This window comes from Hydrogenophaga pseudoflava (assembly GCF_031020795.1).
Lineage (GTDB): Bacteria > Pseudomonadota > Gammaproteobacteria > Burkholderiales > Burkholderiaceae_C > Hydrogenophaga > Hydrogenophaga pseudoflava_A.
In genome coordinates this window covers 470,751-488,315 of sequence record NZ_JAVHJP010000001.1, presented here as the reverse complement: position 1 = coordinate 488,315, position 17,565 = coordinate 470,751, and the positions used below count along the sequence as shown (strand labels likewise).

General features: G+C 67.7%; 17 protein-coding genes. 4 read left to right on the top strand and 13 right to left on the bottom strand.

All coding sequences use genetic code 11. The annotated features are described in order from the left end of the window. Positions 1-6 precede the first annotated feature (6 nt). Both hutU and RCO38_RS02365 read right to left on the bottom strand, forming a co-directional pair. Positions 7-1,704: a urocanate hydratase gene (hutU, locus tag RCO38_RS02370; protein ID WP_308326690.1), complete on the bottom strand. Its 1,698-nt coding sequence runs from the start codon at positions 1,702-1,704 to the stop codon at positions 7-9. Between the two features lie 25 nt (positions 1,705-1,729). After that, positions 1,730-3,055 carry a YjiH family protein gene (locus RCO38_RS02365; RefSeq protein WP_308326689.1) on the bottom strand — a complete coding sequence of 442 codons (1,326 nt, stop codon included), beginning with the start codon at positions 3,053-3,055 and terminating at the stop codon, positions 1,730-1,732. Positions 3,056-3,182: 127 nt separating this feature from the next. On the opposite strand from RCO38_RS02365, the gene hutC reads away from it, so the two are divergent. After that, the gene (gene hutC, locus RCO38_RS02360; RefSeq protein ID WP_308326688.1) at positions 3,183-3,884 is read left to right on the top strand and encodes a histidine utilization repressor; all 702 of its coding nucleotides are present in this window, start codon (positions 3,183-3,185) and stop codon (positions 3,882-3,884) included. Between the two features lie 414 nt (positions 3,885-4,298). Here the strand turns inward: hutC and RCO38_RS02355 are convergent, their stop codons facing one another. From RCO38_RS02355 to RCO38_RS02340, 4 genes are read right to left on the bottom strand one after another with little or no spacing between them, the layout of a single operon-like run. Then, a complete protein-coding gene (locus tag RCO38_RS02355; protein WP_308326687.1) occupies positions 4,299-5,087 on the bottom strand; it encodes a LytR/AlgR family response regulator transcription factor in 789 nt (262 codons plus the stop codon). Continuing rightward, on the bottom strand, positions 5,084-6,181 hold the full coding sequence (locus tag RCO38_RS02350; RefSeq protein WP_308326686.1) for a sensor histidine kinase: 1,098 nt from the start codon (positions 6,179-6,181) through the stop codon (positions 5,084-5,086). Before RCO38_RS02350 ends, RCO38_RS02355 begins: the two co-directional genes overlap by 4 nt. Before the next feature lie 37 nt (positions 6,182-6,218). After that, on the bottom strand, positions 6,219-6,521 hold the full coding sequence (locus RCO38_RS02345) for a 2TM domain-containing protein (protein ID WP_308326685.1): 303 nt from the start codon (positions 6,519-6,521) through the stop codon (positions 6,219-6,221). A 44-nt stretch (positions 6,522-6,565) separates the two neighbouring features. Beyond that, a complete protein-coding gene (locus tag RCO38_RS02340; protein ID WP_308326684.1) occupies positions 6,566-6,820 on the bottom strand; it encodes a DUF6622 family protein in 255 nt (84 codons plus the stop codon). A 183-nt stretch (positions 6,821-7,003) separates the two neighbouring features. Here RCO38_RS02340 and RCO38_RS02335 point away from each other — a divergent pair, with 183 nt between their 5' ends. Together RCO38_RS02335 and RCO38_RS02330 are read left to right on the top strand one after the other, a co-directional pair. Further along, on the top strand, positions 7,004-7,579 hold the full coding sequence (locus tag RCO38_RS02335) for a hypothetical protein (protein WP_308326683.1): 576 nt from the start codon (positions 7,004-7,006) through the stop codon (positions 7,577-7,579). A gap of 10 nt (positions 7,580-7,589) precedes the next feature. Beyond that, on the top strand, positions 7,590-8,414 hold the full coding sequence (locus RCO38_RS02330) for an undecaprenyl-diphosphate phosphatase (RefSeq protein WP_308326682.1): 825 nt from the start codon (positions 7,590-7,592) through the stop codon (positions 8,412-8,414). A 21-nt stretch (positions 8,415-8,435) separates the two neighbouring features. Here the strand turns inward: RCO38_RS02330 and RCO38_RS02325 are convergent, their stop codons facing one another. From RCO38_RS02325 to RCO38_RS02295, 7 genes are all read right to left on the bottom strand, one after another. After that, positions 8,436-10,346 (bottom strand): PAS domain S-box protein, encoded by a 1,911-nt coding sequence (locus RCO38_RS02325; RefSeq protein WP_308326681.1) that lies wholly within the window; start codon positions 10,344-10,346, stop codon positions 8,436-8,438. 34 nt (positions 10,347-10,380) lie between these two features. Then, complete coding sequence (locus RCO38_RS02320) at positions 10,381-11,235, bottom strand: alpha/beta hydrolase (protein WP_308326680.1); 855 nt, start codon at positions 11,233-11,235, stop codon at positions 10,381-10,383. Between the two features lie 108 nt (positions 11,236-11,343). Beyond that, positions 11,344-12,171 carry a proteasome-type protease gene (locus RCO38_RS02315; RefSeq protein WP_308326679.1) on the bottom strand — a complete coding sequence of 276 codons (828 nt, stop codon included), beginning with the start codon at positions 12,169-12,171 and terminating at the stop codon, positions 11,344-11,346. Next, positions 12,168-14,768, bottom strand: coding sequence for a DNA mismatch repair protein MutS (gene mutS / locus RCO38_RS02310; protein ID WP_308326678.1), 2,601 nt, complete (start codon positions 14,766-14,768; stop codon positions 12,168-12,170). The genes RCO38_RS02315 and mutS overlap by 4 nt, the downstream gene beginning before the upstream one ends. A 38-nt stretch (positions 14,769-14,806) precedes the next feature. Then, complete coding sequence (locus tag RCO38_RS02305) at positions 14,807-16,072, bottom strand: tyrosine-type recombinase/integrase (protein ID WP_291555201.1); 1,266 nt, start codon at positions 16,070-16,072, stop codon at positions 14,807-14,809. A 3-nt stretch (positions 16,073-16,075) separates the two neighbouring features. Beyond that, complete coding sequence (locus tag RCO38_RS02300; protein ID WP_291555214.1) at positions 16,076-16,306, bottom strand: XRE family transcriptional regulator; 231 nt, start codon at positions 16,304-16,306, stop codon at positions 16,076-16,078. 127 nt (positions 16,307-16,433) lie between these two features. Further along, positions 16,434-16,637 carry an excisionase gene (locus RCO38_RS02295; protein WP_291555203.1) on the bottom strand — a complete coding sequence of 68 codons (204 nt, stop codon included), beginning with the start codon at positions 16,635-16,637 and terminating at the stop codon, positions 16,434-16,436. Positions 16,638-17,096: 459 nt separating this feature from the next. Between RCO38_RS02295 and RCO38_RS02290 the strand changes: the two genes are divergently transcribed. After that, complete coding sequence (locus tag RCO38_RS02290) at positions 17,097-17,489, top strand: ATPase (RefSeq protein WP_296337311.1); 393 nt, start codon at positions 17,097-17,099, stop codon at positions 17,487-17,489. Positions 17,490-17,565: the final 76 nt, after the last annotated feature.

The following is a 17,565-nucleotide window of genomic DNA, read 5'->3' as shown; positions in this document are numbered from 1 at the left end:
GAAGTGTCATCCGATCATGGGGAGTTTCAAGCCTTGCTTTTTGGCGGTCGCAATCGCCAGCTCGTAGCCCGCATCCGCATGGCGCATCACGCCCGAGCCGCAGTCGTTCACCAGCACGCGCGCCAGGCGCTCGGCGGCGGCGTTGGTACCGTCGGCCACGATCACCATGCCCGAGTGCTGCGAGTAGCCCATGCCGACGCCGCCACCGTGGTGCAGCGACACCCAGCTGGCGCCGCCCGCGGTGTTGAGCAAGGCGTTGAGCAACGGCCAGTCGCTCACGGCGTCGGTGCCGTCCTTCATGGCCTCGGTTTCGCGGTTGGGGCTGGCGACCGAGCCGGTGTCCAGGTGGTCGCGGCCGATGACGATGGGCGCCTTGAGTTCACCGTTGCGAACCATCTCGTTGAAGGCCAGACCGGCCAGGTGGCGCTCGCCCAGGCCCAGCCAGCAGATGCGCGCGGGCAGGCCCTGGAAGGCGATGCGCTCGCGCGCCATGTCGAGCCAACGGTGCGTGTGCTTGTTGTCCGGGAACAGTTCCTTGATCTTGGCGTCGGTCTTGTAGATGTCCTCCGGGTCGCCGGACAGCGCCACCCAGCGGAACGGGCCCTTGCCCTCGCAGAACATGGGGCGGATGTAGGCCGGCACGAAGCCGGGGAAGTCGAAGGCGTTCTTCACGCCCTGGTCGAACGCCACCTGGCGGATGTTGTTGCCATAGTCCACCGTGGGGATGCCCATGGCCTGGAAGTCCAGCATGGCCTGCACGTGCACCGCGCAGCCCTGGGCGGCCTCAGCGGTGAGCCGCTGGTGTTGAGAAGGGTCGCGCTGCGCGGCCTTCCACTGCTCCACCGACCAGCCCGCAGGCAGGTAGCCGTTGATGAGGTCGTGCGCCGAGGTCTGGTCGGTCACCAGGTCGGGCTTGATGCCACCGGCCTTCGCGCGTTTCACCAGTTCGGGCAGCACCTCGGCCGCGTTGCCCAGCAGGGCGATGGACACGGCTTCTTTCTTCGCGGTGTGTTCCTTGATGAGTTCAAGCGCGTGGTCGATGTCGCGCGCCTGTTTGTCCACATAACGCGTGCGCAGGCGGAAGTCGATGCTGCTCTGCTGGCACTCGATGTTGAGCGAGCAGGCACCGGCCAGCGTGGCGGCCAGCGGCTGTGCGCCGCCCATGCCGCCCAGGCCGGCGGTGAGGATCCACCTGCCCGAGAGGTCGTTGCCATAGTGCTGCTTGCCGGCCTCGACGAAGGTTTCAAACGTGCCTTGCACGATGCCCTGGCTGCCGATGTAGATCCAGCTGCCGGCGGTCATCTGGCCGTACATGAACAGGCCCTTGCGGTCGAGTTCATTGAAGTGTTCCCAGTTCGCCCACTTGGGCACCAGGTTGCTGTTGGCCAGCAGCACGCGCGGGGCGTTGGCGTGGGTCTTGAACACGCCGACCGGCTTGCCCGACTGCACCAGCAGGGTCTCGTCCTCGTTCAGGTCTTTCAGCGAAGCGAGGATCTGGTCGAAGCAGGCCCAGTCGCGCGCCGCGCGGCCGATGCCGCCGTACACCACCAGGTGCTGAGGGTTCTCGGCCACCTCGGGGTCGAGGTTGTTCTGGATCATGCGGTAGGCCGCTTCGGCGATCCAGTTCTTGCAGGTCAGCGTGTTGCCGCGGGGGGCGCGGATGACGCGGGTGGGGTCGAGGCGGGGATCGGTGTTGGTGGACATGTTGGACTCCTGAAAGGTGGCGGGATCAGGCGATCCAGCCTTGGGCGAGGGCAATGTGGCCGATGGCGGCGGCCATCAGCAGGCTGAGCACGGTGCGCACAAACCAGATGGCGACCATCTGGCGCAGCGACAGCGGGATGCGCGTGGCCAGCACGCAGGGGATCGAGCCGGAGAAGAACAGCACCGAGCTGACCGAAACCACGGCGGCGACGTAGCGCACCACCGGGTCGGCGCCCTTGAGCTGGATGGCGGGCAGGAACATCTCGGCCAGGCCCGAGGCCAGCGCCTTGGCGGTCAGCATGGGTTCGGCCAGACCGGCGATCCAGACGAAGGGCACGAGCAGCAGGCCCAGCAGGTCGAACACCGGCGTGTAGCGCGCCAGCAGCAGGCCGATCAGGCCCACGGCCAGGATGGTGGGCACCACGGCGCTGGCCATGGCGATGCCGTCGCGCAGGTTCTCGGCGAGCACGCGCCCGATCGACGGTGCGCTGCGGGCCTGGTGCATGCCGGCGTCCCAGGCGGCCTGCCAGCGGCCGCGGCCGGCGGGCAGGGCATCGCTCATGCCGCCGCTGTGGTCCATGCGCGAGATCGGCGGAATCCAGGCGGTGACGGCGGTGACCGCGAAGGCGATGACGAAGGTGGACCAGAAGTAGAAGTTCCACGCGTCCATCAGGTTCAGCGTCTTGGCCACGATGATCATGAAGGCGGCCGAGACGGTGGAGAAGCCGGTGGCGATGATGGCCGCCTCGCGGGCCGTGTACTTGCCTTCGAGGTAGACGCGGTTGGTGATCAGCAGGCCCACCGAGTAGCTGCCTACGAAAGACGCCACGGCGTCGATGGCCGAGTGGCCGGGCGTGCGCCAGATGGGGCGCATGACGGGCTGCATCAGCACGCCCACCAGCTCCAGCAGGCCGAAGCCGACCAGAAAGGCCAGGGCGACCGCGCCCAGCGGCACGATCAGGCCCACGGTGAGCGCGAGCTTGTCGAACAGGAAGGGCAGCATGTCCTTCTGGAACAGCACGGCCGGACCGGTGCCGCTGAGGTACATCAGCGCCAGCACCAGGCCCAGCACCTTGAGCACGCTGAACACGGCGACGGTGGTGCTGGAGCGCCAGCCGCCCTTGACGAAGGGCGCGGCCGCGCCCCAGGCCATGAGCGCCAGCACGAAGGCAATGGCCAGCGGCCGCTGCTGCGTGGCCAGCCAGGTGGCGGCGTGGTCGAACAGGATGGTGGACTTGCCGGCGATCTCCACTGGCAGGAAGAACATCACCAGCCCGAGGCTGCTGTAGGCCAGCATGCGCAGGGCGGCGGTGGGGTTGGGGGCGTTGGCGGCGGCGACGCTGGTGTTCATGCGGTGTCTCCTGGCTGGTCTGGCAGACAACTTTCAAGTCTGTCCGGTTGAAATGTATATACAACTTTATGGGCCAGAATCCGGCCTGTCAAGACCATTGATCGCCTGGCGAACCCGGGATAACCCTATGTCCGACAAGCTGCCCGCCTACGAAACCATCAAGCGCCACGTGCTGGCGCGCATCCACGACGGGACCTGGAAAGAGGGCGACGCGATCCCGGGCGAGGAGGCGCTGGCGCGCGAGTTCGGCGTCTCGCGCATGACAGTGAACCGCGCCATCCGCGAGCTGAGCGAAGAGCAGATCGTCGAGCGGGTGCAGGGCTCGGGCACCTATGTGGCGCAGCAGAAGTACCAGGCCACGCTGGTGGAGATCCGCAACATCGCCGAGGAGATCGCGGCGCGTGGCCACCGGCACCGCAGCGAGCTGCACCGGCTGGAGCGGGTGAAGGCGGGCGAGGCGCTGGGGCGCGCGTTCGGCGTGTCGCCCGGCCACACGCTGTTCCATTCGGTGGTGGTGCACTTCGAGAACGACCAGCCGATCCAGGTGGAGGACCGGCATGTGAACCCGGAGGTGGCGCCGGATTACCTGACGCAGGACTTCACCTCGCAGACGCCCAACGCCTATCTGATGCGGGTGGCGCCGCTGCAGGGCGTGTCGTTCGTGATCGAGGCCCTGCATCCGCCGCAGGCTGTGGCCGACATGCTGGCGATGCCTCCCGGTGAACCGTGCCTGGTGCTGCGGCGGCAGACGCGGTCCATGGGCAAAGTCGCATCTGTGGCTGCCATGTGGCATCCGGCTTCGCGGTACCAGTTCACTGGGAGTTTCTGAATCTTTTTTGCCTGCGTTTTTGGGTGGGCTGGGACGTGGGGTGCCCGTTCTCCGGCTCACCTCGCGGGCGTCGGTTCCTGTTTGCCGCTTCTACTTCGTCGACACGGGGCCTGTGCTCGGCCGTGTGGGCAACCGCGAATGGAGCCTGCGCCCAGACTCCCCACGTCCCAGCCCCGCTGACGGGTGGGCGTGCGAAGAAACAAGGCCATTTCTCTCTTCGAGTGTCCAGGTCGCCTTGCATGCGGGCGGTGAGGTCGGCGGGCGCAGGCTCCATTCGCGGTTACCACAGAGCAAGCGTGCCAACGATCTGGTTGACGACAGCATGCGAGCGGACCAAGGGCTGTCGCCCGCGAGCGTGAGCCGGAGAACGCCGGCCTCACCACCCGCATGACGCGAGGTCGATGAGCGAAAACGTCACATCGCCCGAAAACGCCCCGCGTAAAGCCGGCTGACAGGCACCCGTTCCTTCAAGCCAGCCACCTCCAGGCTCAGCTTGCCCGCCTCGTCGCGGTGCGCGGCGCGGATCGCGGTGGCGCGCACCACGGTGCCCCGGTGCACCTGCCAGAACACCTCGGGGTCCAGTTGCGGCACCAGGTCCTTCAGCGGCGTGCGGATCAGCAGCTCGGCCTCGCCGGTCAGCACCCGCACGTACTTGTCGGCCGCCTCGAACACCAGCACCTCGTCCACCGGCACCAGGCGGATCGTGGTGCCGACGCTGGCCTGGATCACCTTCAGCGCGGGCGCGGCGGGCGCCGCAAGCAGGGCACGCAGGCGCTCGAACGCCGCGTCGTCCGCGGCCGCCACCGGCGCCGCGGAGGCCGGTTCACCGAGCCGCTGCTGCAGCCGCTGCACCGTGCGGGCCAGCCGCTCGGGCACCACCGGCTTGAGCACGTAGTCCAGCGCCTGCGCCTCGAAGGCCTGCACCGCGTACTGGTCGTAGGCCGTCACGAACACCAGCGCGGGGAAGGGGCTGTCGTCCGGCCACTCTTCGGCCAGTTCGGCCGCGGCCTCCAGCCCGGTCATGCCCGGCATGCGGATGTCCAAAAACAGCACCTGCGGCCGCAGCGCGAGTGCCTCGCGCACCGCGCTCGCGCCATCGCCGACCTGGGCCACGATGCGCAGCGACGGCCAGGCGCGCGCCAGCTCGGCCTGCAGTGCCGCGGCCAGCAGCGGTTCGTCTTCGGCGATCAGGGCGGTTGTCACGGGGTTTTGCGAATCAGTGGCAGGGTGAGCCGGACTGTGGTGCCCTGGCCCGGCTCGCTGGACACCTGCACCGAACCGGCGCCGCCGGGCAGGCTGGCCATGCGCTCGCGCACCTGGGCCAGGCCGAAGCCACCGTCGGTGTCGGGGCGTTCGGCGGAGGGCCGCTTGCCGACGCCGGTGTCGGTGATCTCCAGCCGCAGCGTCTGGCCCTCCTGGCGGGCGCTCACGTCGATGCGGCCCCCTTCGACGCGCGGCTCCAGCCCGTGGCGGATGGCGTTTTCCACCAGCGGCTGCAGCAGCAGCGGCGGCACCGGGTGCGACTGCAGCCCGGCCGGCAGATCGAAGCCGAAGGCCAGCCGCGGTCCCATGCGCACCGCCATCAGTTCGAGGTAGTCGCCCAGCCGCGCGAACTCGTCGGCCAGGGTGTGGATGCCCGCGGCGGCGTCGGTGCGCGAGCCGCGCAGCGTGGCGCGCAGGTAGTCGCCCAGGCGGTCGAGCATGGCCACGGCACGCGGCGGGTCGGTCTGGATCAGCACCCGCAGGTTGGCCAGGGTGTTGAACAGCATGTGCGGTTCGAGCTGGGTTTCCAGCAGCTTCAGCCGCGCCTCGGTGGCCTGGCGGCGCAAGTCTTCGGCCTTGGCACGCTGGTAGAAGCCCATCACGAAGAAGCCCGAGATCACCATGCCCGAGAACCAGATGCCGAACAGCCGTTTGGGCGACTGGCTGACCATGTCCCAGGTCGAGCGGCCGGCATAGGCGTCGCCGATGGCGGTGCCCAGGGCATAGCCCAGTGTCGCGGCGACCAGCATGTAGGCGAACACACGCAGGTTGGACGCCCAGTAGTGCGGCGGTGGTGTTCGCAGCCAGCCATGCAGCGCGACGCGCAGCGGGTCGCTGAAGAACCAGATCGAGGTGCTGATCGCGTAGCTGTAGACCAGCGAGATGTCCAGCGGGTGGCTGCGTGCCCCGATGCCCCAGAGGATGAGGCCGATGGCGAATGCGAATCCCCAGATCACCAGCAAGCGCCGCAGCGTGCGTTCGCGCACGTCGGCAGGCAGCCAGCCGAACAGGCGGTGGGCGACGGCGGATTTCATGGCTGATTCGGTGGCTGGCAGAGCGGGGCCGATTCTGTCATGCGCGGCGGCCGGCGGTCAGGCGCTGGCGTTCAGCGTCCACCAGACGTTCGCGCAAGGCAGAACCTTTGCCAGCAACGAACACCCGCAGCCCGTGGATCGCCAGACCCAGGCCCCAGCCCAGCGCAGCCGCCACCGGCGGCTGGCGGCCCTGCCAAAGAGCCAGTGTGGTCAGGCCGCCCATGACCAGCAGGTAGACCGTGGCGTGGGTGAACCAGCCCAGGCGGGCGCCGACGCGGCGGCGGGCGAGGCGATCGATGTCGTTGGCGTCGGTCAGGGGGGCGTGCGGCGTGGTGTTCATGAAAGGCTCCTGTGGAATGAAAGAGTGGGCTGGGGAAAGGTGGCTCAGCCGTTCAACGCGCGGTCCGGGCGACCGGCCATGAGCCAGAGCGCCACGGGCCGTACCGAGAACAGGCCGGTGAGGGCGCTGTAGCCGGCGGCCATCGAGAGGGCAAAGAGCGGGTCCAGGCGCAGGCCGGGCTGCATGGCCAGCTCGACACCCACGCCGTACTTGAGCAGGAAGATGGCTGTGATGGTCAGCAGGGGTCGCAGGATCTCGGCGCCTGCTTCGGGGTGGTTCATCAGCAACTGGATCAGCATGGAGGTCTCCGTCGGGTGGCAATGGACACACTGTGCCGGCCGCCCGTGTGGCCCGCCACCGCCACGGGACGGAACATCTGGAAACCTTCGCGAAGTGCCGCCGGGGTGGAGCGAAATGCAGGCTTCCTACAATCGCCCGATCGCCCTCCGCCCTGGGAGGCGGCCTTCGAGGATCCCGATTTCATGTCTTTGCCCGAGATCTCCCGGCGCCGGCTGGCCGCCGCTTCGCTCACGCTGCTGGCCCTGGCCGGCTGCAACGCCCTGCCCACCGGCCCGCGCCAGGTGAACATCAGCGAGGCCCAGTTGCTCGAGCGCATCGCCACCCGTTTTCCGGTCAAGCAGCGCTACCTGGGCCTGCTGGAGACCACGCTGGACCAGCCGCGGCTGCGCATGCGGCCAGAGGAGAACCGGGTCGGCACCCTGGTGAACTACCTGATCGCGCTGCCCCTGCCGGGCCAGTCGGACATCAAGGGCCAGCTGGAATTGAGCTACGGCCTGCGCTTCGAACCCTCGGACACCACGCTGCGGCTGACGCAGGCGCGGGTCGAGCGGCTGGACGTGGACGGCCTGAACGCCGCTCAGGCCGCCCAGGTGAAGAAGGTGGGCGGCCTGCTGGCCGAGGACCTGCTCAACGAAGCGGTGGTGCACCGCTTCAAGAAGGAAGACCTGGAGTCCCTGGCCGGCCGCGGCTACCGGCCCGGCGCGCTGCGCGTCGTGCCCGGCGGCCTGCAGCTCACCCTTGACCCTTTGCCGCGCTGAGGGCCGCACCATGGACCTCATGCTGCTGATCAAGGCCGCCCTCATGGGCGTGGTGGAAGGGCTGACCGAATTCCTTCCGATCTCATCCACCGGCCACCTGATCCTGGCCGGCACCCTGCTGGACTTTCACGACGAACGCGCCAAGGTGTTCGAGATCGCGATCCAGACCGGTGCCATCTTCGCGGTGATCATCGTGTTCTGGAAGCGCATCCGCGCCACCATCGTCGGCCTGCCGTCGGAGCGGGTGGCGCAGCGCTTCGCGCTCAACGTGGTGATCGGCTGCATGCCCGCCGTGGTGCTGGGGCTGCTGCTGGGCAAGGCGATCAAGGAGCATCTGTTCACGCCCACGGTGGTGGCGGTGGCTTTCATCGTCGGGGCCTTCGTGATCCTCTGGGCCGAGCGCCGACCGCCCTCGGCCGCGCGCGTGCAGTCGCTGGACGAACTGACGCCGCTGGACGCGCTCAAGGTGGGTCTGGCCCAGTGCTTCGGCCTGGTGCCGGGCACCAGCCGCTCGGGTTCGACCATCATCGGCGGCATGCTGTTCGGCCTCTCGCGCCAGGTGGCCACCGACTTCAGCTTCTTCCTGGGCATCCCGATCCTGGTGGGGGCCGGTGCCTACAGCCTCTACAAGGAGCGCGCGCTGCTGTCAGTGGCCGACGTGCCGATGTTTGCGGTCGGGCTGCTGTTCGCGTTTCTGAGCGCCTGGGTCTGCATCCGCTGGCTGCTGCGCTATGTGGCCAGCCACAGCTTCGTGCCCTTCGCCTGGTACCGGATCGCCTTCGGCGTGCTGATCCTGCTGACCGCGCACTTCGGCTGGGTGGACTGGAGCGCCTGAGAGGCCCCCGCGACAGGTCGCTCAGTCCTTGCCCGTGCAGGCCAGGGTGAAGCTGAACTCGGCGCCCTCCCCGGGAGTGCTCTGGGCGCGCAGCACACCGCCGTGGCGCTGCACGATGCGGCGCGCCGTGGCCAGGCCGATGCCCAGTCCGGCGAACTCGTGCGGCTGGTGCAGCCGCTGGAAGGGCTGGAACAGCTTGCCGGCGCGCGCCATGTCGAAGCCCGCACCGTTGTCGCTCACGCAGTACTCGCGCACCCCGTCCAGCTGGCGCGAGAACACACGGATGCGGGCCTGCGCCACGCCGGCGGTGTACTTCCAGGCGTTGTTCAGCAGGTTCTGCATCAGGGCCTCGATCAGCGCCGGATCGGCCTCGACCAGCAGGTCCGGCTCGATCTCCCAAGCGACCACGCGCTGCGGCTCGGCCACCGACAGTTCCTCGACGATGCGCGTGGCGATGGCGCTCAGGTTCACGCTCTGGCGCAACACCTCGCCGCGGGCGTACTGCGACAGCTTGAGCAGGCCGTCGATCAGCTCGCCCATTTTCTTGCTCGCACCCATGATGCGGCCCAGGTGGTCCTGGCTGGGGGCGTCCAGGGCCGGGTTGTTCTCGCGCAGGGCCTGGGCGAAGCCGTTGATGATGCGCAGCGGCGAGCGCAGATCGTGCGCCACCGCGTACGAGTAGCTTTCCAGCTCGTCGTAGGCGTCCCGCAGCGCACGCGTGCGGTCGCGGATGCGCTGCTCCAGCGTCGCGTTCAGGTGCTGGAACTCAAGCTCGATGCGCTTGCGTTCGGTGATGTCCTGCGTCACGCCCAGCGCGCGCACGGCACGGCCCTGCCCGTCGCGCTCGAACTCCGCTTTCACCGAGTGCCAGTACTCGCGGCCGTCCAGCACCACGCGGTATTCGATCTCGTAGGACGCTTCGCCCTTGATGGCCCGTGGCCACAGGGTCTGCACGCTCAGGCGGTCGTCCGGGTGGATCATGGCCAGCATGTCATGGATCCCGTATTCGTTGGACGGAAACGAGAGGAACGACTCGCTTCGCGTGATGCTGCCGATCCGGCCGGTCGAAAGGTCGGCCTGCCAGGCGCCGATGTTGGCCAGCTTCTGGGCCTGGTTCATCAGATTCTGGCTGGTTCGCAAGGCCTCCTCCGCCGCCTTCTGCGGGCTGAGGTCCTGCACCACCGAGATGAAGTAGTCCGGCGCGCCCTCAGGGGTGCGCACCAGCGCCACGGTGAGCTGGACCCACACGGTGTGGCCGTCCTTGTGCCGGTAGCGCTTTTCCAGCGAGTAGCTCGACCGTTTGCCGGCCAGCGCCTCTTCGAGCAGGCGCATGTCGGGGCCGATGTCTTCCGGGACCGTGATGTCCTGGAAGCTCAGTTGGGCCAGTTCCTCCGGGCTGTAGCCGACCATGCGGCAGAAGGTCTGGTTGGCCCGCAGCAGCCGGCCCCCGGGGTCCACGTGGCTGATGCCCGAGGCGGCCTGCTCGAAGGTGTCCAGCAGGCGCTGCTGGCCGTCGCGGATCTGCCGGCCCGCCTCCTGAAGCTGCCGGTTGCGCGACTGCATCATCGCGATGGCGCCCACCACCACCAGCTGGGTGATCAGGTGCCAGGTGTTGAGCCAGAAGGCTTCGGTCGGGTTCTCGAAGGCGAAGGACCCATAGGGCCGGACCATGAAGAAATTGACCAGCACCATGCCCAGCGCGGTGCTGAGCAGTCCCGGGCCCAGCCCGCCGTACAGGGCCGAGAACGCCACCGCCAGCGCGGGGGTGATGAAGCGCCCGCCGGAGTCGGCCGGCGCCAGCGCCATGCGCGCCCAGACCGCGAGCAGGGTCAGGAGAACCGCCACCCCATAGCGCCGCCACGCCGGGCGCTCGGTCCAGTCGGGGGAGGCACGGCCGGCGGCAGCCGTGCGGGGGATGTGCGCAGCGCTCATGGTGCTGGCCGCAGCATACCCCCGGCGTCTGCGGTCAAGCGCTGGAAATACCCGGATTTTTCAGTGCTTGCAGACAGGCGTCGATCGCCGCTGCGGTTTCGTGCGGGCGCTCCATGGGGAAGAGGTGGCTGCCCGGCAGCATGCGCAGGCGGTCGGGGTGGGGCCCCAACAGCTTGCGCGTCATCGCCATGCCGACCTGCTTCATCTCCTGCGAGTCGTGTCCTCCGAGGAAGCCCACGGGGCAGCTGAGCGGGTGGCGCCGCAGCAGGCGGTCGAGGTTGTGCGGCAGGGTGTTGTAGATCGCGGTTTCAATGTCGCGGTCGAACGCCAGCACCCGGCGCGGCCCCTGGGGCGTCGAGGCGTCCAGCGTGCCGTGCTCGATGTAGTCGCGCAGCACCTGGGGTTCCCAGGCGGCGAAGGCCTTTTTGCGAGCGAAGTGGTCAAAGGCGGCCGCCGCGTCGGGCCAGCTGTGGCGGCGGATGCGGCTGATCTTGCCGGGCGAGATCGACCCCACCAGCTGGGTGCGCTTGGCCAGTTCCAGCGCCCGCGCCCGCCAGCCGCCGAGCACCGGGGAGTCGATCAGCAGCACACCCTGCACACCGTGGCCGCCCAGCCTGGGGTGGCGCGCGGCGCACATGATGCTCAGGAAGCCGCCCAGCGAGTGCCCGACCAGCCAGGCCGGCCGGCCGTGTTTTTCGATCTCCGGCCCGGCGAAATCGGCCAGCTGCTGCACCAGGTGCGGCCAGTTGCTGGTGACCGGGTATGTCGGGTCGTGCCCGAACTTCTCCACCGCGCGCACCGCATGCCCACGGGCCCTCAGCGATTTGAACAGGACACCGTAGGTGCTGGCCGGGAAGCTGTTGGCGTGGGAGAAGACGATCAAAGACACGGGAGGATGAGAAAAGGGATGGTCCGACCAGGGGCACCGTCGGGCCGGCTTTGCCGGACGACCAGTGCCGCCCCCTGAAAGGGGGTGACGCCGCAGGCGGCGCGAGGGTTAGATGAGTTTCTCCCCGGGGTTCGTGATCTTCTTGAGTGGCTGGCTGCGCGTGGTGCAGCCCATCAGCGGCACGCTGGTCGGAGCACCATCCCACGTCGGGTGCTCGATGGCGTCGAACACTTCCCGCAGCTTCTGGCCCCAGGTGCTGCGCACCATGCGGAAGTAGGGGTTGTTCTCGTCGATGCAGGTGATCTTGTCGGTCTGCAGCGTGTCGGCCTCGTAGACCACCATGTCCAGCGGCAGCCCGACCGAGAGGTTGGACTTGAGCGTGCTGTCCATGGATACGAGCGCGCACTTGGCGGCCTCGTCCAGCGGGGTGTCGGGGGTGATCACCCGGTCGAGCACTGGTTTGCCGTATTTGGATTCGCCGATCTGGAAGAACGGCGTCTCGGGCGTGGCCTCGATGAAGTTGCCGGCCGAATAGACCTGGAACAGGCGCATGCCTTCGCCGCCGATCTGGCCACCGAAGATCATGGAGACGTTGAAATCCACGCCGGCGCGCTTGAGCGCCTCGCCGTCGCGGTGGAACACATGGCGCACGGCCGAGCCCAGCACGCGCGCCGCGTCGAACATGCTCCTGGCGTTCCAGATCGTGATCGGTTCGCCGCCGTGGTGGTCGCCGATCTGCTCGATCTGCAGGATCTCGCGCACCGACTGCGAGATGCTCAGGTTGCCGGCCGAGAGCAGGCACATGAAGCGGTCGCCCGGCTTCTCGTAGACGATCATTTTCCGGAAGGTGCTGATCTGGTCCAGGCCCGCGTTGGTGCGCGAATCGGAGAGGAAGACCAGGCCGGCCTTGAGTTTGACGGCGACGCAGTAAGTCATGGTTTCGTGGCGAGTTTCTTGAGGGCGTAGAGCTGGTCGAGCGCTTCGCGCGGACTCAGCGCATCGGGGTCGATGGCGGCCAGGGCGGCCAGCACCGGAGGTGTTTCGGGTTCGGGCGGCGCGGGCGGTGGCGCGAACAGGTCGACCTGCACGCGGCTGCTCTCGCTGTGGGCTTCCAGCGCGGCCAGCGCGTGTTTCGCGTGCTGCACCACCGCACCAGGCACGCCGGCCAGACGTGCGACCTGGATGCCGTAGCTGCGGCTGGCCGGACCGGGTTCGATCTGGTGCAGGAACACGATGCCGCCCTTGCCACCGCCTTCGACCGCGCTCACATGCACATTCATGGCACCGTGGTGGCTGGCCGGGAACTCGGTCAGCTCGAAGTAGTGGGTGGCGAACAGGGTAAAACAGCGTGCCTTGTCATGCAAATGGGCGGCGATGCCCCCGGCCAGTGCGAGGCCATCGAAGGTCGAGGTGCCGCGGCCGATCTCGTCCATCAGCACCAGGCTTTCCGGGGTTGCGGCATGCAGGATCTGGGCCGCCTCGGTCATCTCCACCATGAAAGTCGACTGTGCGTTGGCCAGGTCGTCGGCGGCGCCGATGCGGGTGTGGATGGCGTCGATCGGGCCCAGGCGGCAGCTCGCGGCGGGTACGTAGCTGCCCATTGACGCCAGCAGCACGATGACGGCGACCTGGCGCATGTAGGTGCTCTTGCCGCCCATGTTGGGGCCGGTGATGACCTGCATGCGCTGCTTGCTGCCCAGCACGGTGTCGTTGGCGATGAAACCGCCACCGGTGGTTTCGTTCAGTCGTGCTTCAACGACCGGGTGGCGGCCGCCACGGATCTCGATGCACGGCTCGGGCGCGAACGTCGGCTCGTTCCAGTTCAGCGTGAGCGAGCGTTCGGCCAGCGCGCACAGCGCGTCCAGCGCGGCCATGGCGCGGGCCAGTCTGGTGAGCGGGTCGACCCAGGCCTGCATGTCGTCGAGCAGCAACTCGTACAGGTACTTCTCGCGCGCCAGCGCACGGTCCTGCGCCGACAGCGCCTTGTCCTCGAAGGCCTTGAGCTCGGGGGTGATGAAGCGCTCGGCGTTCTTGAGCGTCTGGCGCCGGCGGTAGTCGTCGGGCACACGGTCGAGGCCACTGGCGGTCACCTCGATGTAGAAGCCGTGCACCTTGTTGAACTGCACGCGCAGGTTGGCGATGCCGGTGCGCGCGCGCTCGCGGGTTTCCAGGTCGATCAGGAAACCGTCGCAGTTGGTCTGTATGGCGCGCAACTCGTCGAGTTCGGGGTCGAAGCCGTCGGCGATCACGCCACCGTCGCGCACCAGCGCGGCGGGTTCGGACGCGATGGCCTGGGCCAGCCGCTCGGCGCAGCCAGGGGGGGGCGTCAGATCGGCGGCGATGCGCTGCAACAGAGCGGGCGGCGTGGCACCCAGGCCTGCGGCCAGTGCGCGCGCGAGTTGCTGCGCGCGGGCCAGTGTGGCCGTCAGACCCACCAGCTCGCGCGGACGCACCTGGCGCAGCGCGGTGCGGGCGGTTATGCGCTCGACATCGCTCGATCCCTTGAGTTCACTGCGCAGCGTCTGCCACAGACCACCACGCAGCAGGCCGATGGCGGCCAGCCGTTCGCGGGCCTGGGTGCGCTCGCGGCGCGGCTCCAGCAGCCAGTGGCGCAGCGCGCGGCTGCCCATGCCGGTGTGGCAGGTGTCCAGCAGCGAGAACAGCGTCGGGCTGGTCTCGCCGCGCAGGGTGTGGGTGAGTTCAAGGTTGCGCCGCGTATTGACCGGCAGGTCGATCAGCTCGCCGCTGCGGGCGACCTGCAGGCTCCTGATGTGGGTGAGCGCGCGGCCCTGGGTGTGTTCGGCGTAGGACAGCAGCGCCGCCGCCGCGGCGTGCGCGTCCTTGAGGTCCTGCGCATCCCAGGCGCCCAGGCTGGCGGCCTGCAGTTGCTCCAGCAGCTTGCGCTCGCCCAGGCCGGCGTCAAACGCCCAGGCCGGCCGCACCACCGCCACGCAGCGTTGTCCGCTGGGCAGGGGTTGGGCGCCGATCTGCTGCAGCGACTTCTCGAACGTGGGTGTCACCTCGGCGCTGTACAGGACCTCGCCAGGCCCGACGCGCGCGATCCAGTCGGCCAGCTCGTCGCTGGCGCACTGGGCGAGAAACACAATGCCTTGGGTCACCGACAGCCAGGCCAGACCCAGGCCGGTGCGCGCACCGGGGTGCACCGCCATCACGAGCGCCTCGGTCTTGTCCGACAGCAGTTCCGAATCGGTCAGCGTGCCCGGCGTGACCACCCGCACCACCTTGCGTTCGACCGGCCCCTTGGCCGTGGCGACGTCGCCCACCTGCTCACAGATGGCGACCGACTCGCCCAGCTTGATCAGGCGCGCCAGGTAGCTCTCCACCGAATGGAAGGGCACGCCGGCCATGATCACCGGCTCGCCGGCCGACTGGCCGCGCTGCGTGAGCGTGATGTCCAGCAGCCGCGCGGCCTTTTCCGCATCGGCGTAGAACATCTCGTAGAAGTCGCCCATGCGGTAGAACAGCAGCGTGTCCGGGTGCCCGGCCTTGAGGGCCAGGTACTGCTGCATCATGGGCGTGTGCGTAGAGAAGTCTAATTTATCATTTGAAATCAACAACTTACGGACTCCTCAATCGCTTCTTGGTGTAATTTTGGTGTAATCCGAGCCATGTTTTGCATGCCCTCCCAGATGCGCTCAAGTTCCCTGGAGGACTCCGTGTCTATCCATCGTCCGTAGACCGTCACCAGCATCGAGTAGTCCTTGTGCCCCATCTGGTTGGCGATGAAGGCCAGGTTGCCCCGGGCCGTCAGGTTCCAGCAGGCGAAGGTGTGGCGAGTCTGATAGGCCGGCCGTGCACGAATCTCCGCGCGCCGGATGAGGTTGCCCCACTTAGTGTTCCAGGCGCTTGGCACGAAGTAGTCGTTCACGACCGCCTTGCGTGCCTGCGTCTTCGGCGACAGGAGCACACGCACGTGGTCGATGCGCGATTCATGCCGATTGAGCCATACGGTCAGGTCGGCCGTCTCGCGCTGCTCCGCATCGGCGACCAGCACCTTCAGTGCCTCGCGCGCCGGCGGCTGCAGCAGCACGGTGCGCTCCTTCTTCGTCTTGGGCACTTTGAACGTCACCGACTGCGTTACCGAACGGCGCACCTTGATATGACTGAAATCCGGTGCCACGTCCTCCACGGCCAAGGCGCACAGCTCGCCCGGCCGAAGCCCGGTATAGACCGCCACCGTCACGGCGGCCTTGTCGATGGGATGCAAGCATCCCTTCTCGATGAGCGCCAGGTACTCTTCGTAAGTCAGCGGGTCAGGATCTTTGATGCTCTTGGTGAAGCGCACGCAATGCTTGCCGAGTTCGCCGCAGTAGTGGTTGTTCTCGCACCAGTAGAGGAAGCCGGAGAACGTCGCCAGATAGTGGTTTACCGTGGACACGGCCCGCGTGGCGATCAGGTCCACGCGCAGCTTCTGGATGTCCTCGGGGAGCAGGGCATCGACCATGCGCGTGCGGCCGAGCGTGTCCACGCAGATGTCGAGAGCGACTTCGTAGCGCGATTGTGTTTCCGGTGTGATGTCCACCGCCTTCAGCGGCTTGTAGCGGTCGCACAGTTCGCCCACACGCTTGCCGCCAAGGGGCAAGCTCGCGGCAGAGCGTGAATGCGGGAAGAAGTCGGCCTCGTTGTAGGTGCCGTTCCTCAACGCGAACAGTGCCGCGCTGCGCAACTGGTCGGCATGCTTGATGTTGTTGCGGGTCGGCTCTAGGGGAAGCGTATGGGCATGCCTATCACGCTTGTACATGAAAAAGACGCGGATCGAGTTGCCGCGCACTTCGACGCCGGGAAACCCCGTGCTGGTTGCTGCTGCCTTTGCCATGGTTTACCTCACAGGTTGCCCTTCCGTGATGCCATCGAGGGGCCACTGGCCGGTCTTGAGCATGAACAGCTCAAACAGGCCGGGTGGCATGGCTCGATCGCCGGCCTCCCATTGCTGCCACCCACGCAGGGAAGCGCGCACGGTGTGCGCGGCTTCTGTCTGCGTGAGCCCCACGGCGAGGCGGGCTTTGCGGATGGCGTCGGGTGTAGGGTCGTGAGGTTTTGGGGCGTTCATGGCGCCGGTAGCGAAAGCCCGATCCGCAGGTGCGGCCGGGAGGGAACTACGCGGGCAGATTATACGCTCAATGAGTGCATAACCATTTTCTTGGATCGCCATCATGGCCGTCGTCTTGCCGAAGGGGCTAGAAGGAGTGGGCAAGTGCATCGCTCTCGACCCAGCGCTCGAACTCGCCCAGGTTCACGAAAATTCGTCCGTCAGGGGCCTTCCGCCAGATGCGGCCCTCGATCCAGATGCCGCCCTTGATCTTGTGCCGCACGGCGTTCTCGCTATAGCCGGTGATTTCGGCGAAGCGCTTGATGAGTACCCACTGGCTCGGATTGCCCATGTTGACCTCCGCTCACGACGCGACCATTCGTGCGAAAGCTCCATGGCCGGGTGTCTGGCTAAGTGTGCGAGTTGGACGCCAAACAGAAAACCCGCGTGGGCGTACCTGAGCGTAGACGGGCGTCAGCAGGCATCGACATGGCGTCCCGGCGTGCCGCCGTCGGGCTCGCGGGCTGCGCCCCGCGCTTCGTGCCGAATCGCGGCCATTCGGCTTTGATCCCTGACGCCTTCGGCCCTGACGGGCCTGCGCTCCGCTTGCCGAAAACCCCGCGTGTGTGGGGTGGTGTGAGGGGGCGGTCTTGCTGTGTCCCTTCACCGTATCACGGCGTTCTCGCCGTGCAAGGGCTGCGCGCGCAATGCGCGCTTGCGTCCTAGCGGCCGTCTGCGACCCCTGACTGCTGCGCTGCGCCGTGAGGGCGACGGTTCCGGGCAATTCCGCCCTTGCAACCGGAGAACCGTCATGAACGACAAATCACACGTTTCCCTCGAACAGCACGTTTGCCTGGTCTGCGGCACGGCGTTCGATACCGGCGCCATTCTGCTGGACAAGCGCCTGCGCGCGAGCATGGAGCGCCATACGGCGACCGGCTGGGGCCTGTGCCCCGAGCATCAGAAGCTGTCCGACGATGGCTTTGTCGCGCTGGTCGAATGCGATCCGCAGCGCAGCGGCTCGCAGGCCGGCGGGCGCATGAAGCCCGAACAGGCATACCGGACGGGCCGGCTGGCCCATCTGCGGCGCACGGTGTTCGCGCAGGTGTTCAACGTGCCGATCGCGGACGAGCAGGCTTGCGTCTTCGTTGAGCCTGGCGTGATCGAGCAGTTGCAGTCGATGACAGCGCCGGCGGCGAACTGATCGCGCCGCGCTTCCTTCGGTGCGTCGTTCCTTCGGGAGCGGCGCACCTTTCTTTTTGCTGCGCCCCGGTATCTGT

Bases quoted from the DNA above. Each gene is read 5' to 3' on its own strand.
- hutC (WP_308326688.1), top strand. From the start codon at position 3,183: ATGTCCGACAAGCTGCCCGCCTACGAAACCATCAAGCGCCACGTGCTG.
- RCO38_RS02365 (WP_308326689.1), bottom strand. From the start codon at position 3,055: ATGAACACCAGCGTCGCCGCCGCCAACGCCCCCAACCCCACCGCCGCC.
- RCO38_RS02290 (WP_296337311.1), top strand. From the start codon at position 17,097: ATGAACGACAAATCACACGTTTCCCTCGAACAGCACGTTTGCCTGGTC.
- RCO38_RS02300 (WP_291555214.1), bottom strand. From the start codon at position 16,306: ATGAACGCCCCAAAACCTCACGACCCTACACCCGACGCCATCCGCAAA.
- RCO38_RS02325 (WP_308326681.1), bottom strand. From the start codon at position 10,346: ATGAGCGCTGCGCACATCCCCCGCACGGCTGCCGCCGGCCGTGCCTCC.
- RCO38_RS02305 (WP_291555201.1), bottom strand. From the start codon at position 16,072: ATGGCAAAGGCAGCAGCAACCAGCACGGGGTTTCCCGGCGTCGAAGTG.
- RCO38_RS02315 (WP_308326679.1), bottom strand. From the start codon at position 12,171: ATGACTTACTGCGTCGCCGTCAAACTCAAGGCCGGCCTGGTCTTCCTC.
- RCO38_RS02295 (WP_291555203.1), bottom strand. From the start codon at position 16,637: ATGGGCAATCCGAGCCAGTGGGTACTCATCAAGCGCTTCGCCGAAATC.
- mutS (WP_308326678.1), bottom strand. From the start codon at position 14,768: ATGATGCAGCAGTACCTGGCCCTCAAGGCCGGGCACCCGGACACGCTG.
- RCO38_RS02350 (WP_308326686.1), bottom strand. From the start codon at position 6,181: ATGAAATCCGCCGTCGCCCACCGCCTGTTCGGCTGGCTGCCTGCCGAC.
- RCO38_RS02330 (WP_308326682.1), top strand. From the start codon at position 7,590: ATGGACCTCATGCTGCTGATCAAGGCCGCCCTCATGGGCGTGGTGGAA.
- RCO38_RS02335 (WP_308326683.1), top strand. From the start codon at position 7,004: ATGTCTTTGCCCGAGATCTCCCGGCGCCGGCTGGCCGCCGCTTCGCTC.
- RCO38_RS02345 (WP_308326685.1), bottom strand. From the start codon at position 6,521: ATGAACACCACGCCGCACGCCCCCCTGACCGACGCCAACGACATCGAT.
- hutU (WP_308326690.1), bottom strand. From the start codon at position 1,704: ATGTCCACCAACACCGATCCCCGCCTCGACCCCACCCGCGTCATCCGC.
- RCO38_RS02340 (WP_308326684.1), bottom strand. From the start codon at position 6,820: ATGCTGATCCAGTTGCTGATGAACCACCCCGAAGCAGGCGCCGAGATC.